The sequence below is a fragment of the Aliivibrio sp. A6 genome (genome assembly GCF_028765505.1).
Lineage (GTDB): Bacteria > Pseudomonadota > Gammaproteobacteria > Enterobacterales > Vibrionaceae > Aliivibrio > Aliivibrio finisterrensis_A.
Genome location: NZ_JARACR010000012.1, coordinates 52,623 through 69,055 on the forward strand (window position 1 = coordinate 52,623; position 16,433 = coordinate 69,055).

General features: G+C 40.8%; 15 protein-coding genes. 4 read left to right on the forward strand and 11 right to left on the reverse strand.

The window, feature by feature from the left end; genetic code table 11:
- Positions 1-128: 128 nt before the first annotated feature.
- The 8 genes from sucD to sdhC form a co-directional block, all read right to left on the reverse strand.
- Positions 129-1,001 (reverse strand): succinate--CoA ligase subunit alpha, encoded by an 873-nt coding sequence (gene sucD, locus PVK70_RS09095; RefSeq protein WP_130043128.1) that lies wholly within the window; start codon positions 999-1,001, stop codon positions 129-131.
- Positions 1,001-2,167 (reverse strand): ADP-forming succinate--CoA ligase subunit beta, encoded by a 1,167-nt coding sequence (sucC, locus tag PVK70_RS09100; protein WP_130048065.1) that lies wholly within the window; start codon positions 2,165-2,167, stop codon positions 1,001-1,003. The genes sucD and sucC overlap by 1 nt, the downstream gene beginning before the upstream one ends.
- A gap of 152 nt (positions 2,168-2,319) precedes the next feature.
- Complete coding sequence (odhB, locus tag PVK70_RS09105; protein WP_130048066.1) at positions 2,320-3,531, reverse strand: 2-oxoglutarate dehydrogenase complex dihydrolipoyllysine-residue succinyltransferase; 1,212 nt, start codon at positions 3,529-3,531, stop codon at positions 2,320-2,322.
- 19 nt (positions 3,532-3,550) lie between these two features.
- On the reverse strand, positions 3,551-6,367 hold the full coding sequence (gene sucA / locus PVK70_RS09110) for a 2-oxoglutarate dehydrogenase E1 component (RefSeq protein ID WP_130048067.1): 2,817 nt from the start codon (positions 6,365-6,367) through the stop codon (positions 3,551-3,553).
- A gap of 110 nt (positions 6,368-6,477) precedes the next feature.
- Positions 6,478-7,191 carry a succinate dehydrogenase iron-sulfur subunit gene (locus tag PVK70_RS09115; protein WP_130048068.1) on the reverse strand — a complete coding sequence of 238 codons (714 nt, stop codon included), beginning with the start codon at positions 7,189-7,191 and terminating at the stop codon, positions 6,478-6,480.
- A gap of 14 nt (positions 7,192-7,205) precedes the next feature.
- A complete protein-coding gene (gene sdhA / locus PVK70_RS09120) occupies positions 7,206-8,972 on the reverse strand; it encodes a succinate dehydrogenase flavoprotein subunit (protein ID WP_130043123.1) in 1,767 nt (588 codons plus the stop codon).
- On the reverse strand, positions 8,972-9,319 hold the full coding sequence (gene sdhD / locus PVK70_RS09125; protein ID WP_130043122.1) for a succinate dehydrogenase, hydrophobic membrane anchor protein: 348 nt from the start codon (positions 9,317-9,319) through the stop codon (positions 8,972-8,974). Before sdhD ends, sdhA begins: the two co-directional genes overlap by 1 nt.
- On the reverse strand, positions 9,313-9,708 hold the full coding sequence (gene sdhC / locus PVK70_RS09130) for a succinate dehydrogenase cytochrome b556 subunit (RefSeq protein WP_207215661.1): 396 nt from the start codon (positions 9,706-9,708) through the stop codon (positions 9,313-9,315). Before sdhC ends, sdhD begins: the two co-directional genes overlap by 7 nt.
- Positions 9,709-10,100: 392 nt before the next feature.
- Between sdhC and PVK70_RS09135 the strand changes: the two genes are divergently transcribed.
- Complete coding sequence (locus PVK70_RS09135) at positions 10,101-11,390, forward strand: citrate synthase (RefSeq protein ID WP_130043121.1); 1,290 nt, start codon at positions 10,101-10,103, stop codon at positions 11,388-11,390.
- 111 nt (positions 11,391-11,501) lie between these two features.
- Here PVK70_RS09135 and PVK70_RS09140 read toward each other — a convergent pair whose 3' ends face one another.
- From PVK70_RS09140 to seqA, 3 genes are all read right to left on the reverse strand, one after another.
- Positions 11,502-12,257, reverse strand: a complete 756-nt coding sequence (locus PVK70_RS09140; RefSeq protein WP_130048069.1) for a Nif3-like dinuclear metal center hexameric protein — start codon at positions 12,255-12,257, stop codon at positions 11,502-11,504.
- Positions 12,258-12,411: 154 nt separating this feature from the next.
- Entirely contained in the window at positions 12,412-14,058 is a 1,647-nt protein-coding gene (pgm, locus tag PVK70_RS09145) for a phosphoglucomutase (alpha-D-glucose-1,6-bisphosphate-dependent) (protein ID WP_130048070.1), read from the reverse strand.
- A gap of 36 nt (positions 14,059-14,094) precedes the next feature.
- The gene (seqA, locus tag PVK70_RS09150; protein WP_130043118.1) at positions 14,095-14,643 is read right to left on the reverse strand and encodes a replication initiation negative regulator SeqA; all 549 of its coding nucleotides are present in this window, start codon (positions 14,641-14,643) and stop codon (positions 14,095-14,097) included.
- A 94-nt stretch (positions 14,644-14,737) separates the two neighbouring features.
- Here seqA and PVK70_RS09155 point away from each other — a divergent pair, with 94 nt between their 5' ends.
- The 3 genes from PVK70_RS09155 to fldA all read left to right on the forward strand — a co-directional run bounded on the left by PVK70_RS09155 (position 14,738) and on the right by fldA (position 16,409).
- Entirely contained in the window at positions 14,738-15,514 is a 777-nt protein-coding gene (locus PVK70_RS09155; RefSeq protein ID WP_130048071.1) for an alpha/beta fold hydrolase, read from the forward strand.
- An 87-nt stretch (positions 15,515-15,601) separates the two neighbouring features.
- On the forward strand, positions 15,602-15,823 hold the full coding sequence (locus PVK70_RS09160) for a DUF2788 domain-containing protein (protein WP_130048072.1): 222 nt from the start codon (positions 15,602-15,604) through the stop codon (positions 15,821-15,823).
- Positions 15,824-15,881: 58 nt separating this feature from the next.
- Positions 15,882-16,409, forward strand: coding sequence for a flavodoxin FldA (fldA, locus tag PVK70_RS09165; protein WP_130043115.1), 528 nt, complete (start codon positions 15,882-15,884; stop codon positions 16,407-16,409).
- Positions 16,410-16,433: the final 24 nt, after the last annotated feature.

Sequence of the window (16,433 nt, forward strand, 5' to 3'; positions counted from 1 at the left end):
TGATTATTGTTTATACTTGTTTCACTTACTATATTTGTAAGTAAATGTTTCGGCAAGTAACAAATACAAAAAAACCATTCATATTTATATAAATGGCTTTTGAGTTATTCATGTATTGGTTTAACTTATTACCAACCAGTCACTTCGCGCAGTGCTTTACCGATATCAGCAAGACTTTTTACTGTTTTAACACCCGCTTCTTCTAACGCTGCAAACTTATCTTCAGCTGTACCTTTACCTCCAGAAATAATTGCACCGGCATGACCCATACGCTTACCAGGAGGAGCAGTAACACCCGCAATGTAAGATACAACTGGTTTTGTAACATTGTGCTTAATAAACTCAGCTGCTTCTTCTTCCGCTGTTCCACCGATCTCACCAATCATTACAATTGCTTCAGTTTCTGGATCTTCTTGGAACAGTTTTAAGATATCAATGAAGTTTGAACCAGGGATTGGGTCACCACCGATACCAACACACGTTGATTGGCCAAAGCCTTCATCTGTTGTTTGCTTAACTGCTTCATAAGTCAGCGTACCTGAACGAGATACAATACCAACTTTACCTTTCTTATGAATGTGTCCAGGCATGATACCAATCTTACATTCGTCAGGAGTGATAACACCCGGACAGTTAGGACCAATCATTACTACACCTTCAGCATCTAGACGAACTTTAACGTCAAGAAGATCAAGGGTTGGAATGCCTTCTGTAATCGTTACGATAAGCTTAATGCCCGCATCGATTGCTTCAAGAATTGCGTCTTTACAGAAAGGAGCCGGTACATAAATAACAGAAGCCGTTGCGCCAGTTGCTTCTACAGCATCACGAACGGTGTTAAATACAGGAAGACCAAGGTGAACTTGACCGCCTTTACCTGGTGATACACCACCAACCATTTTTGTTCCGTACTCAAGTGCTTGCTCTGAATGGAACGTACCTTGACCACCTGTGAATCCTTGGCAGATAACTTTTGTATCTTTATTAATTAGTACAGACATTATTTGCCCTCCGCAGCAGCAACAACTTTTTCAGCGGCTTCAGTTAATGACGTCGCTGCAATGATATTAAGGCCACTTTCAGCCAGTTTTTGTGAACCTAGTGGTGCATTGTTACCTTCAAGGCGAACAACAACAGGAACTTCTACACCCACTTCTTCAACAGCACCAATGATGCCATCTGCAATTAGGTCACAACGTACAATACCACCAAAGATATTTACTAGAACCGCTTTAACATTGCTGTCTGATAGAATAATTTTGAACGCTTCTGTTACACGTTCTTTTGTTGCACCGCCGCCAACATCAAGGAAGTTAGCAGGTTGACCACCGTGTAGGTTTACGATGTCCATTGTGCCCATAGCAAGACCAGCACCGTTAACCATACAGCCAATGCTGCCATCTAGAGCAACGTAGTTTAGCTCCCACTGTGCAGCATGTGCTTCGCGCTCATCTTCTTGAGATGGATCGTGCATTTCACGCAGCTTTGGTTGACGGTACATAGCATTTGAATCAATGTTAATTTTACCATCTAGGCACAAAAGATTGCCTTCTGCTGTCACAACAAGAGGGTTAATTTCCAGTAGCGCTAAGTCGTACTCAGCGAACATATTGCCTAGACCTAAAAAGATCTTAACAAATTGCTTAATTTGATCGCCTTCAAGACCAAGCTTAAATGCTAATTCACGACCTTGGAAAGCTTGAGGACCTACTAATGGATCAATCGCTGCTTGGTGAATTAACTCTGGCGTTTCTTCAGCAATCTTCTCGATATCCACACCACCTTCAGTAGATGCCATGAAAACGATACGACGCGTAGCACGGTCAACAACCGCACCTAAATATAATTCGTTTGCAATGTTTGATGCTTCTTCAACCAAAACTTTCGTTACTGGTTGTCCGTTAGCATCCGTTTGGAAAGTTACTAGATTTTTACCTAGCCACTTTTGAGCGAACTCTTTTACGCCCTCTTTGGTATCGTGCAGTTCAACACCGCCCGCTTTACCACGGCCACCAGCGTGTACTTGACACTTAACTACTTTTTTAGTGGTACTAATACGGCCTGCAGCTTCAAAAGCCTCTTGAGGTGTATCGCAAGCATAACCCTCAGGTACAGGAAGGCCATATTCTGCAAAGAGTTGCTTTGCTTGATATTCATGTAAGTTCATTATGTTCTATCCATTTTATGTTATTCCCTTTGCTGGGAATTTTTAATGTCCTAAGACGCTCTAAGGCATCTTTCTATTTTTTATCCAATAATGAAGTTGAATAAGAGGCTACCGTGAGCATGGCAGCCTTTGTTTATAACTAAATGTTATGACTAAACATCCAGTAATAAACGAGCAGGGTCTTCCAGTAATTCTTTGATTGTTACCAAGAAACCTACTGATTCACGACCATCAATTAAACGGTGATCGTAAGACAATGCTAAGTACATCATTGGTAGAATTTCTACCTTTCCATCAACAGCCATTGGGCGGTCTTGGATTTTATGCATACCTAAAATTGCAGCTTGTGGCGGGTTAATAATTGGAGTAGACATTAATGAACCGAACACACCACCATTAGTGATAGTAAAGTTACCCCCCATTAAATCTTCAACCGCTAATTTTCCATCACGGCCTTTGATTGCAAGCTCTTTAATGCCTTTTTCAATATCAGCAAAACCAAGTGCATCACAGTCTTTTAGTACTGGAGTTACTAGGCCACGTGGTGTCGAAACCGCCATGCTAATATCAAAGTAGTTATGATAAACAATATCATCACCATCAATTGACGCATTTACTTCCGGGTAACGCTTAAGCGCTTCAGTTACGGCTTTCACATAGAAAGACATGAAGCCTAAACGTGTACCGTGACGCTTTTCAAACTGCTCTTGATACTGCTTACGAAGTTCCATGATTGGCTTCATGTTTACTTCATTAAACGTTGTTAGCATTGCTGTGTTGTTCTTCGCTTCAAGTAGACGTCTTGCTACTGTCTTACGAAGACGTGTCATAGGTACGCGTTTTTGGCTACGGTGTGCTAATGCTTCTGCAGGCGCTTCCGCTGCTTTTTCGGCTTTTGGTGTTGCTTTCAATGCGGCAATATGTGCATCAACGTCTTCACGTGTAATGCGACCACCAACACCCGTACCCTTCACATCAGATGGCGCAATATCATGCTCACCAAGTAGACGGCGAACCGCTGGACTTAGCGCATCATTACTTTCTTCTGATAAAGAAGCCGTATGGCGCTTATCTGGTGATGATTCAGTATCCGTTGCTACGTCCTTTGTTGGCTCCCCAACCACAGCACCTGGCTTAAGGCGTGCAATTAATTGCTTAGAAAGAACCGTAGCACCATCATCTTCTAAAATCGCTTCTAACACACCAGCTTCAGGCGCTGGTACTTCAAGAACCACTTTATCTGTTTCAATGTCTACAAGTATTTCGTCACGCTCAACTGCATCACCAGGTTGTTTATGCCATGTTGCTACAGTAGCGTCTGCTACAGATTCAGGTAAATCTGGAACCAGAATTTCGATTGTCATATCCGTTTTCCTATACTTTCTAGTTCTTATCTAGGGTCAGAGCGTCTTCAACTAACGCTTTTTGTTGTTTCACGTGCACCGACATATAGCCTACTGCCGGAGAGGCAGACGCTGGACGTCCTGCATAATGTAAAATGGCACTATCAGGTAACGCCGAGCGGAAGTTATGTTGACTTGAGTACCAAGCGCCTTGGTTTTGCGGTTCTTCTTGACACCAAACATAATCTTCTACATTGGTATATTGTGCAATTGCAGCTTCTACGTCTTCTTTAGGGAATGGGTAAAGCTGTTCAATACGTACAATAGCGACATCCGTTTGTTCATTTAGGCGACGTTGCTCTAACAAGTCAAAATACACCTTACCTGAACAGAATACGACGCGTTTCACTTGCGCAGGGTCCAAAGCATCAACCTCTGGAATTGCTGACTGGAAGTTACCCTCTGCAAGCTCTTCAAGTGATGATGTACATAAAGGATGGCGCAATAGTGATTTTGGCGACATTACAATCAGTGGACGACGCATTGGACGAACAACTTGACGTCGTAACATGTGGTATACCTGAGCTGGTGTTGATGGAACCACTACTTGCATATTTTGCTCAGCACACATTTGTAAGAAACGCTCAAGTCGAGCTGATGAGTGCTCAGGCCCTTGACCTTCGTAACCATGAGGTAACAACATAGTAAGGCCACACATTCTGCCCCACTTTTGCTCTCCTGATGAGATAAATTGGTCAATAACCACTTGTGCACAGTTAGCAAAGTCACCAAACTGGGCTTCCCAAATAGTTAAGCCACCTGGTTCAGCGGTTGCATAACCATATTCAAAAGCAAGTACTGCGGCTTCTGAAAGTACTGAATCATGTACTTCAAATGGGCCTTGCTTATCATGAATATTAGCTAACGGTACGTAAGTACTCGCATCTGATTGATTATGAAGAACAGCATGACGATGGAAGAATGTACCACGACCAGAATCTTGACCAGTAATACGAATGCGTTTACCTTCATCGACCAGAGTTGCATAAGCTAATGTTTCAGCCATGCCCCAATCTATAGATTTCTCACCAGAAACCATCGAAATACGGTCATTACACATTTTATTGACACGGCTGTGTAATTTGTGACTTTCTGGGTATTGGCAAACACGTTGACCAAGCTCAACTAGACGCGTTTTATCGAATTCACTCGCCCATTCCATATTCCAGTCATGACCGATGAAAGGTGTCCAATCCACATTATGTAGCTGCATTGGTCGCCACTCTTTCACTACCACTTCACCATGATCAAGCGCATCGCGATACTCATTGATCAATTGTGTGGTCGTTTCTAACTCAAGTTCTTGGCGTGCAACCAACATATCTGCGTAAATCTTACGAGGTGTTGGATGCTTTTTGATTTTTTGGTACATCAAAGGCTGTGTAGCATTTGGCTCATCAGCTTCGTTGTGACCGTGACGGCGATAACACACTAAATCAATTACCACATCACGTTTAAACTCATTACGATAATCAAGAGCGATACGAGTTACGAAAGCAACCGCTTCTGGATCATCAGCATTCACGTGAAATATTGGTGCCTGAACCATTTTTGCAATGTCAGTACAATATTGAGTCGAGCGTGTATCTTTTGGATTTGATGTTGTGAAACCCACTTGGTTATTGATAACAATTCGAACCGTACCACCCACTTGGAATGCACGAGCTTGAGACATGTTAAATGTTTCAGCTACCACACCTTGACCTGCAATAGCAGAGTCACCGTGAATAGTAATTGGGATCACTTTATCACCCGCCGTATCATTTAGGCGGTCTTGACGAGCACGGACAGAACCAATAACAACAGGGTTAACAATCTCTAGGTGAGATGGGTTAAATGCTAATGCTAAATGAACATTACCACCTGCCGTTGCAAAGTCTGAAGAGAAACCTTGGTGATACTTAACATCACCCGTACCCCATGAGTCGCCATGCTTACCAGCAAATTCGTCGAAAAGATCTTGAGGCTTCTTCCCAAGAACGTTGATAAGCATATTTAATCGACCACGGTGAGCCATGCCGATAACGACTTCACGTCCACCATTTTCACCAGCGCGACGAATAATTTCTTTCACCATAGGAACCATGGCATCGCCACCTTCCAATGAGAATCGCTTCGCTCCTGGGAATTTAGCGCCTAGGTATCGTTCTAGCCCTTCGGCAGCGGTTAACTCTTCAAGAAAAGTCAGCTTTTCTTGAGCAGTAAAAGTTGGTTTGCCTGCAACAGACTCTAAGCGTTGCTGAATCCAACGTTTCTCTTCCGTATTGGTGATATGCATATATTCAGCACCGACAGAGCCACAATAAGTGCCACGTAGTGCTTCATATAAATCAGAAAGTTTCATGGTCTCTTGCCCTGAAGCAAAAGAACCTACATTAAATGTTTCTGAAAAATCATCAGTAGTTAAATTATGAAAAGAAGGCTCTAATTCTGCAACATATTCATGCTGCTGTAATGCTAATGGGTCTAAATTGGCATTTTGATGACCACGGAAACGGTACGCATTAATTAATTGCAATACTCTTACTTGCTTAGCATCTACATCTGGATCATTAACTTGAGCACTAACTTGCTTTGTTTCTTTCGCAAGACGACGGAAATATTCTCGTACAGGGGAATGGGCTTGTTCTGATGCGCCAGTACTTTCAACTGGAAGCGTATCAAAAACGTCTCTCCATTCATCGCTAACGATTTCCGGGTCACTGAGATAGAGTTCGTAGAGATCTTCTACGTACGTTGCATTAGCGCCAGCTAAATGTGAAGACTCAAACCATGCCTTCATCACGCTATTCTGCATTATTTTCCCTTAATCCAGTAGTTTCACGTCTATCCCGGTCTTTTGTGCCGGGCTTATAAGCCTCAACTTACGCTTGAATAAACCAATGCGTAATGTTGAGGAGATAATAGTTATACCGCTTTTTTCAATAGCATGGTCTTAATATGACCAATTGCTTTTGTTGGGTTTAACCCTTTAGGACATACACTTACACAATTCATTATGCCATGGCAACGAAAAACACTGAAAGCATCGTCTAAATTAGACAAACGTTCATTTGTCGCAGTATCACGGCTATCAATTAACCAACGATAAGCCGCAAGAAGCCCTGCTGGTCCGATGAACTTGTCAGGATTCCACCAAAATGATGGACATGATGTAGTACAACATGCGCACATGATACATTCATATAAACCATCTAAATGTTCACGTTCTTCTGGAGATTGTAGGTTTTCTCTTGAAGGTGGCGTTGCACCATCACTGATTAAGAATGGTTTTACTTTTTCGTAATTCTCGTAGAACTGCGCCATATCGACGATCAAATCACGGACTACAGGTAAACCAGGTAATGGACGAATAACAATATCACCCTTACCTGTTAATTCAGATAATGGAGTAATACACGCTAATCCATTCTTACCATTCATATTCAAACCATCAGAACCACATACGCCTTCGCGGCATGAACGACGGAATGATAACGTAGGATCTTGTTCTTTTAATAAGATAAGTGCATCAAGCACCATCATATCAGAGCCTTCATCCACTTCTAATGTGTACGCCTTCATATGAGGCGCATTATCTACATCAGGGTTGTAACGGTAGATTGAAAAACTTAATTTCATCTTTCTGCCCTCTTTTAGTACGTACGTGCTTTAGGTGGGAATGCTTCACGATGGATTGGCTCCATGTTTACACCACGTTTGCTCATTGATTCTGTCTCAGGGTTATACACTGAGTGACATAGCCAATTCGCATCATCACGTTCAGGGAAGTCAAATCGAGCATGCGCACCGCGGCTCTCTGTACGATAGTTTGCTGCTACCGCTGTCGCGAATGCCGTTTCCATTAAGTTTTCAAGTTCTAAACACTCAATACGCTGCGTATTAAACTCTGTTGATTTATCGGCAAGGTAAGCATTTTTTAGACGCTCACGAATCACTTTAAGCTCTTCAAGGCCTTTTGCCATTGCATCACCTTCACGGAATACCGAGAAGTTATTTTGCATACATTGCTGTAAGTCTTTACGGATTTGAACAGGATCTTCACCGCCAGTGCTATTTTCCCAACGATTATAACGCTCAAGTGATGCTTCAATATCTGCTTCAGTTGCTGGTTTAGCTTCTGCTTGTTTCTTCAGAGTTTCACCTAAATGTAGCCCTGTTGCACGACCAAACACCACTAAATCTAGCAGCGAGTTACCACCTAAACGGTTTGCACCATGCACAGATACAGATGCGATTTCGCCGCAAGCAAACAGGCCTTGAACTTCGACATCAGCACCGCTTTCATCTTGCTTAATCGCTTGACCAGAAACTTGTGTTGGTACACCACCCATCATGTAATGACAGGTTGGGATTACTGGGATAGGCTCTTTAACTGGGTCGACATGAGCAAAGGTACGAGACAATTCACATACACCCGGTAGGCGTGATTCAAGCGTCTCTTTACCTAGGTGATCCAATTTCAATTTAATGTGTGGACCCCAAGGACCATCACAACCACGACCTTCGCGAATTTCAACCATCATTGAACGAGCAACAACATCACGACCCGCTAAGTCTTTCGCATTTGGTGCATAACGCTCCATGAAGCGCTCACCATCTTTATTTAATAGATAGCCACCTTCACCACGACAACCTTCCGTTACAAGTACACCTGCACCTGCAATACCTGTTGGGTGGAACTGCCACATTTCAATATCTTGCATTGGAACACCAGCACGAATCGCCATGCCTACACCATCACCAGTATTGATGTGTGCGTTCGTTGTTGATGCGTAAATACGACCTGCACCACCAGTAGCAAGGATGGTTGCTTTAGATTTAAAGTAACAAACTTCACCCGTTTCCATACAAAGCGCAGTACAACCTAAAATTGCACCGTCTTCATTTTTTACCAAATCAAGCGCATACCACTCAGAAAAGATCGTCGTCTTATGCTTAATATTTTGCTGATAAAGCGTATGAAGGAGCGCGTGACCAGTACGGTCCGCGGCAGCAGCTGTTCGTGCAGCTTGTTCACCACCAAAATTCTTAGACTGACCACCAAATGGGCGCTGATAAATTGTACCGTTTTCAAAACGAGAAAAAGGCAATCCCATTTTTTCTAATTCAATAACCGACTCTGGGCCGTTTTTACACATGTATTCGATAGCGTCTTGGTCACCGATATAATCAGAACCTTTTACTGTGTCATACATGTGCTGTTCCCAATGATCTTCATGCGCGTTACCAAGAGCAACAGTAATGCCACCTTGCGCAGAAACCGTATGAGAACGAGTAGGGAAAACTTTAGACAGCAATGCACAAGATAGGCCTTGCTCAGAAATTTGCAGTGCGGCACGCATACCTGCACCACCAGCGCCAATTACAACGGCATCAAATTCTCTAACAGGAATACTCACTACACACCCCACACAATTATTAAACCAGAGAAGAAATATCCTAATAACACTGACACTAAACCAAGCTGAAGCAGAGCACGCAACATGACAGGTTTAATATAATCAGTCAGTACTTGCCATAAACCAATCCATGCATGAATCAAGATTGAAAAAAGAGCAAGCATCGTAAATACTTTCGTGAATAAACTGCCAAAGAAGTTTGTCCATGATAGGTAAGTTAGATCTGGGCCAAAAGCACAGAAGCCAACAATATATAGGGTGTAGAGGGTTAGGATAATCGCACTAGCACGAATTAATATAAAATCGTGTACGCCATTACGACCAAATGAAGATACGTTAGCTACCATACCAATACTCCTGCTAAAAGAGATAATACAGCCGTAATTGCAAACGCAACCTTGGCACTTTGAGTACCAGACTCAAGCTCTTCAAAATATCCCATGTCCATCAATAAGTGACGAACACCTACCACAATATGGTAAGCAAGGGCTGTTAGAATTCCCCACATAATGAATGTCACAAAAAAGCCATCGATATAATCAGCAGCTTGTGCGAATCCAATAGGAGAAGAAAGCGATAGGTTGAGCAACCAAAGCAATATTCCAACAGAAACAAAAGTAATCACACCACTTACACGGTGCACAATTGAGGCGATAGCCGTTATAGGAAAACGGATCGTTTGTAGATCTAGGTTGACAGGTCTTGACTTTTTAACTTTCACAAGGGGCTCACTCAGCTCCATTGAGCATTTTATTGTTATAGATACCTCCGATCTATCAAAAATCATGAAAATTTAACATTTTCGTAACTTTCGTTGTGAGCGACATCTCTTTATGCTGCTTAATTACTAAACCGCACTCTATTTATAAGTAGATGTAAATCACGCTAACCCTATATAAAATAAGGGACAGACCAGAAACTCTGCCGCAGTATACGATGTGAAACATCTGATTACAAACCTATACATAATACTTACATCACACCACAGAAAATTAACTTTTTTTTCATTAAAAATATAAACAAGTGCACACATAAGCGCACAATAATTGACATTAGCCCGTGTAATGGGTACAAAGTTGTCACTCTCATATCCGGGATAGAATAAAAATATAACAAAAGGAGAATGTTATGGCAGATAAAAAGGCAACACTTCATATTGAAGGTCAAGCGCCTATCGACATGCCGATCATGGATGGAACAATTGGTCCTGAAGTGATTGATGTGCGTACATTAGGAGCCAATGGTTACTTTACCTTTGACCCTGGTTTCCTTGCCACTGCATCTTGTGAGTCTCAAATAACTTATATCGACGGTGATAAAGGTGTTTTATTACACCGCGGTTTCCCTATCGATCAATTAGCCAATAATGCTGATTATTTAGAAGTGTGTTACATCCTTTTAAATGGTCAGGCTCCAAACCGTGAAGAGTACGAAACATTTAAAGATATTGTGACTCGCCATACTATGGTGCATGAGCAAATTTCAAGTTTCTTCCATGGTTTCCGTCGTGATGCTCACCCAATGGCAGTAATGTGTGGTGTGGTTGGTGCACTCGCTGCCTTCTATCACGACTCACTAGATATTAATAATGATGAGCACCGTGAAATTGCGGCATTTAGACTTCTGTCAAAAATGCCAACACTTTCAGCAATGTGTTACAAGTACTCAATCGGTCAGCCGTTTATTTATCCACGTAACGACCTGACTTACGCGGAAAATTTCTTACACATGATGTTTGCAAACCCATGTGAAGAATACGAAGTAAACCCTGTTGTTGCTCGTGCTATGGATAAAATCTTTACTCTGCATGCTGATCACGAACAAAATGCTTCAACGTCAACAGTGCGATTAGCGGGCTCATCTGGTGCTAACCCGTTCGCATGTATTGCTGCTGGTATCGCTTCTCTATGGGGGCCTGCTCACGGTGGTGCAAACGAAGCATGTTTACGTATGCTTGAAGAGATTGGCTCTCTTGATAACATTGATGAATACGTTGCAAAAGCAAAAGATAAAGAAGACCCATTCCGTCTAATGGGCTTTGGTCATCGTGTTTACAAAAACTACGATCCACGCGCAACGGTAATGCGTGAAGCGTGCCACGAAGTACTGAAAGAGCTAAACATCAAAGATCCTCTGTTAGATGTCGCGATGGAACTAGAGCGAATTGCACTTTCGGATGAGTATTTTGTATCGAAGAAACTGTATCCAAACGTAGATTTCTACTCTGGTATCATCCTAAAAGCGATTGGTATTCCTGTGTCTATGTTTACCGTTATCTTTGCTATGTCTCGTACTGTTGGCTGGATTGCTCACTGGAGTGAAATGCACAGTGACCCAAGCAACCGTATCGGTCGCCCTCGCCAGCTTTACACCGGTGAAGAACTTCGTGAGTTTAAACCTCTTCATGAACGTGAATAATTAATTCTTAAACACTGAAATTAATTAGTCTTATAAACAAAAAAAGGTTGGTGCTAATGCATCAACCTTTTTTATTACGACGATAAAAAAACGTATTTCTATTGATATCTTCTACACTGGATTATCGATATCAATAAATTCAACATCAAAACCGTACTCTTTCGCTAACCATTCACCCAAGGCTTTTACACCGTAGCGCTCAGTCGCGTGATGACCAGCGGCAAAATAATGAATCCCTAGTTCTCGAGCTATATAGGTTGTTCTTTCTGAAACTTCACCTGAAATAAATGCATCAATGCCTTGCTGCGCTGCGAGCTCAATATAGTCCTGCCCACCACCTGAACACCAAGCGACTGTTTTTATTTCTTTATCAACATCAGGGGTGATATGTAAAGGGGTTCTATTCAATACTTGTTCTATTCGTAAACTTAATTCTTTACCAGATAATGCAACCTCAAACTCTCCTTTCATTGAAATAGATTGAGGCGTTGGCTCTAGGCCTTCTACATTTACAATCGAAAATAAACGTGCTAATTCAGCATTATTACCAAGTGTCGGGTGAATATCTAAAGGAAGATGATAAGCCAATAAATTAATATCATTTTTAATTAACGAACGAATACGATTACCTTTCATTCCTTTAATTGACTCGCTTTCACCCTTCCAAAAATAACCATGATGAACTAACAATGCATCGGCATTTTTTTCGATTGCAGCATCAATTAATGCTTGTGAAGCGGTTACACCTGTAATTATTTTTTTTACTTCAGGCTTGCCTTCGACTTGTAATCCATTTGGGCAATAATCTTTAATTAACTGAGGGTTAAGCTCTTTATTTAATAGCTGTTCTAGCTGAAAATTGTTCATTATCATTACCTATTTATTTTCGTATACCAATCTAAGTAAATAAATTACACAGAAAAAATGATCAAATACTTATTTGGATTGATATTAAATTCTAACAGTAATAAAAAAGCAGCGACATGCGCTGCTTTTCATTAAGACTTAACTGGTTTTTAAATTACAAGCCAGCGTCTTTAAATACGTTACTTACAATCTCTTGAGCTTCTTGCTCAATCAATGCCAAATGATCAGCACCTTTAAAGCTTTCACAGTAAATCTTGTAGATCTCTTCTGTTCCTGATGGGCGAGCAGCAAACCAGCCATGTTCAGTTGTCACTTTTAACCCGCCAATCGCTGCACCATTACCTGAAGCATGCGTTAATCGAGCCGTAATTTCATCACCAGCAAGGGTTGTAGCAGAAACCATCTCTGGAGATAATTTGCTTAATACTGCTTTTTGCGCTTTATTTGCTACTGCTTGAATACGGTTGTAACTTGATTCACCGTGTTGAGCTGCAAGTTTATTGTAATATTCTTGTGGGTTCATGCCTGTTACCGCGGTAATTTCAGCAGCAAGTAAACATAAAAGAATACCATCTTTATCTGTTGACCAAGGTGTACCATCAAATCGTAAGAAAGATGCTCCTGCACTCTCTTCTCCACCAAAGCCTAAACTGCCATTGTACAGTCCATCAACAAACCACTTAAAGCCAACTGGAACTTCGCATAAATTACGTCCAAGATCAGCAACGACTTTATCAATAATCGCTGAAGATACTAATGTTTTACCAACAGCAACTTCTGGCTTCCACTCTGGTCGATTACGGTATAAATAATCAATGCATACCGCTAAATAATGATTTGGATTCATTAAGCCTGATGGCGTTACAATACCATGACGATCATAATCAGGATCATTACCAAACGCTAAATCATAATCATCTTTTAATGATAACAAACCCGCCATTGCATAAGGCGAAGAACAATCCATGCGCACTACACCGTCTTTATCTAACGACATAAACTGGAATGATGGATCAATGGCTTCACTTACGAGTGTTAAGTTCAACTCAAATGCTTGACCAATTTGACGCCAGTATTCAATGCCTGAGCCACCTAATGGATCTACACCTAATTTTAGATTCGCTTTTTGAATCGCATCAATATTGATAACATTTTTAAGATCATCAATATATGGCTTCACTAAATCCACCTGCTTAACCAGATCAGATTTCATTGCTTCATTGATCGCAATGCGTTTCACACCATTCAACTCATTCGCGATATAAGCATTTGCTTGGTCTTCAATAGCCGTAGTTAACTCGCCTTCAGCTGGACCACCATGTGTCGGATTATATTTGATCCCACCATCTTGAGGAGGATTATGCGAAGGGGTGATTACAATACCGTCTGCTTTTTTATCAGATTGAATATTATGAGTTAAAATTGCATGAGAGATACCTGGCGTTGGAGTGTAACCATTATCTTCTTGAATAATAACTTCAACACCATTAGCCACAAGCACTTCAATGGTAGAGGTAAATGCTGGCTCAGATAGAGCGTGCGTATCTTTACCTAAAAAAAGCGGCCCTGTTACGCCATTTTCTTTACGTACATCAGCAACAGCCTGAGCAATAGCCCAAATATGATGCTGATTAAAACTTGCTTTATCAGATGTACCGCGGTGACCAGAAGTACCAAATTGCACTTTTTGATCTGGATTAGATGCATTAGGCTCTAGTAAAAAATAATTAGAAACTAATGCTGGGATATTGTGTAAATCTTCTTGCTGAGCTTTTTTCCCAGCGCGAGGATGTATAGCCATTTGACGATTCCTTGTGACAAATTATGACTCAAAAAATTAAATCGCCGCACACACTTTTTCTGTCAAATCATGATGGAAACCCATACGCTCCATCAACAATTCAACCATGTGGCGCTTGCGATTAGTATTGGTGTTTGTGATAACCCAAAATGGAGTGCCGTTAATTTCACGAGGCTTAGTTGTTTTACCACTTGCAATCAATGTGTCTTGATTGTCTGCAAAATAAACTCGAGTTCTTCCCTTAACTTCTGTCGCTTCAGAGAAAGCTTTTGAGTCAATTTTATATAATTCTGAAAGCACCGTTAAGAAACGATCAATTGCTTTATCTAATGCTGAAAATTCATCAGAGATTAATAAGGTACGTACCGCTTTAACGCGATCTACTGATGTCTCTTTACCTGCATCTTTACTGACTACAATGCCTTTTTTCTGAACTTCAACAGGTGTTGATACAGAAATAACAGAGTCTAAAGGAGATGATTGCATTAAGAGGCGACGTAAAATATCAGAGGCACTTTCACCGATGTGTTGAGTTTGGCTCGCAATAAAGCGGTATAGTTCTTCGTCTACTTCAATTGTCTTCATTATATGGTTCGTATTCTATAATCTATTTATGAAGGCACGATTATACATTGTATAATCGTGATACTCTACGACAAACCTATCACAAAAAAGAAAAATGAAGCAGCTTAACTATAAAGAACAAGGAAATGGGGATCCTTTGATCCTAATACATGGCTTATTTGGTAACCTAGATAACCTTGGTTTACTTGCTCGACAGCTCGAAAATCAATATCGAGTGATCAGCATTGATCTTCGTAATCATGGACTTTCTTTCCACTCAGAAGATCACTCTTACCCTTTGCTTGCATCTGATGTTATCCAATTACTCGCTCATTTATCAATCTCATCAGCTCATATTATTGGTCATTCTATGGGCGGAAAAGTAGCAATGGCTATAGCAGATCAAAAACCAGATCTAATTAAGTCGCTAATTGTATTAGATATGGCTCCTATCTCTTACCCTGAACGAAAACACGATGCTGTATTTGCTGGGTTACACCAAGTTATTCAATCGCCACCTAAAACGAGAAAAGAAGCCGATGCACTACTTGCTACTTCCATTATAGAGCCAGGTGTTCGTCAATTTTTAAGTAAATCGTTATATAAAAGAGACGAGTTTCTATCTCTTCGTTTTAATGTTGCTGCTTTATTGGAAAACTATCATCATATAATTGGTTGGAATAACATCACTCCATTCACAGGCAATGTCCTATTTGTAAAAGGAGAGAATTCTGACTACATTCTCCCCGAGCACCAAAATAACATAATGGCACAATTTCCAAATGCTAAGGCCCATATAGTAAGCGGTACCGGTCATTGGTTACATGCAGAAAAACCAGAAACCATTTATCGAATCATAAATCGATTTATTGAAAAAGTTGGTAAAAGATAATCCATACCAACCAAAGCAAAGCTATGGTATAGTTTTGCCAAATTATTCGATCAGATTTCGATCGCTAACCTAGAATAAAGGTGATTCATGCTATATGAACATTTTGATCTCATTGAGTCTATTGGTTTAGATTTACTGTTTGCCTCAATATTTTTTTTTATTGGTATGGCTATCAAAGATGTTCTTAAACAAGCAAATGTCCCTCCTTTTGGCCGAAAAATTGTTTGGCTTGTTCTCTTTTTAGGGTGCGCAGGTTTTGTTGCGAAAGGAATTATTCAGCTAAGCTGGGAAGGCACAGGCCTTAGTTAAGTACTGATTTAATAACATCTCTTTTTAATTAATACAGACAAATACAGGTATTTATTATATGGCAAGTGTAGGACTCTTCTTTGGTAGCGATACAGGCAACACTGAAGCTATTGGCAAGATGATTCAAAAACAGCTTGGTAAAAAGCTAGTTCATGTTCAAGATATTGCAAAAAGTAGTAAAGAAGATATTGATAATTTCGATCTTCTTCTTTTAGGTATCCCTACATGGTACTACGGTGAAGCTCAGTGTGATTGGGATGATTTCTTCCCTGAATTAGAAGGTATTGATTTTTCGACTAAGCTGGTAGCCATCTTTGGCTGTGGTGATCAAGAAGATTACGCTGAATACTTCTGTGATGCGATGGGTAATATCCGTGATATCGTAGAAGCAAAAGGCGGTACTATCATCGGTTACTGGCCAACAGAAGGTTATGAATTTGAAGCATCAAAAGCACTTGTTGATGAAAATAACTTCGTAGGCTTATGCATTGATGAAGATCGCCAACCAGAGTTGACTGAAGCACGTGTAACTGCATGGGTAAATCAAATCCATGAAGAAATGTGTCTTGCTGAACTAGAAGACTAATATCCTAGTTCTTATAATGCTCTC

Coding starts and splice junctions, on each gene's coding strand:
- sucD (WP_130043128.1), bottom strand. CDS start 1,001: ATGTCTGTACTAATTAATAAAGATACAAAAGTTATCTGCCAAGGATTC.
- sucC (WP_130048065.1), bottom strand. CDS start 2,167: ATGAACTTACATGAATATCAAGCAAAGCAACTCTTTGCAGAATATGGC.
- odhB (WP_130048066.1), bottom strand. CDS start 3,531: ATGACAATCGAAATTCTGGTTCCAGATTTACCTGAATCTGTAGCAGAC.
- sucA (WP_130048067.1), bottom strand. CDS start 6,367: ATGCAGAATAGCGTGATGAAGGCATGGTTTGAGTCTTCACATTTAGCT.
- PVK70_RS09115 (WP_130048068.1), bottom strand. CDS start 7,191: ATGAAATTAAGTTTTTCAATCTACCGTTACAACCCTGATGTAGATAAT.
- sdhD (WP_130043122.1), bottom strand. CDS start 9,319: ATGGTAGCTAACGTATCTTCATTTGGTCGTAATGGCGTACACGATTTT.
- PVK70_RS09135 (WP_130043121.1), top strand. CDS start 10,101: ATGGCAGATAAAAAGGCAACACTTCATATTGAAGGTCAAGCGCCTATC.
- PVK70_RS09140 (WP_130048069.1), bottom strand. CDS start 12,257: ATGAACAATTTTCAGCTAGAACAGCTATTAAATAAAGAGCTTAACCCT.
- pgm (WP_130048070.1), bottom strand. CDS start 14,058: ATGGCTATACATCCTCGCGCTGGGAAAAAAGCTCAGCAAGAAGATTTA.
- seqA (WP_130043118.1), bottom strand. CDS start 14,643: ATGAAGACAATTGAAGTAGACGAAGAACTATACCGCTTTATTGCGAGC.
- PVK70_RS09155 (WP_130048071.1), top strand. CDS start 14,738: ATGAAGCAGCTTAACTATAAAGAACAAGGAAATGGGGATCCTTTGATC.
- PVK70_RS09160 (WP_130048072.1), top strand. CDS start 15,602: ATGCTATATGAACATTTTGATCTCATTGAGTCTATTGGTTTAGATTTA.
- fldA (WP_130043115.1), top strand. CDS start 15,882: ATGGCAAGTGTAGGACTCTTCTTTGGTAGCGATACAGGCAACACTGAA.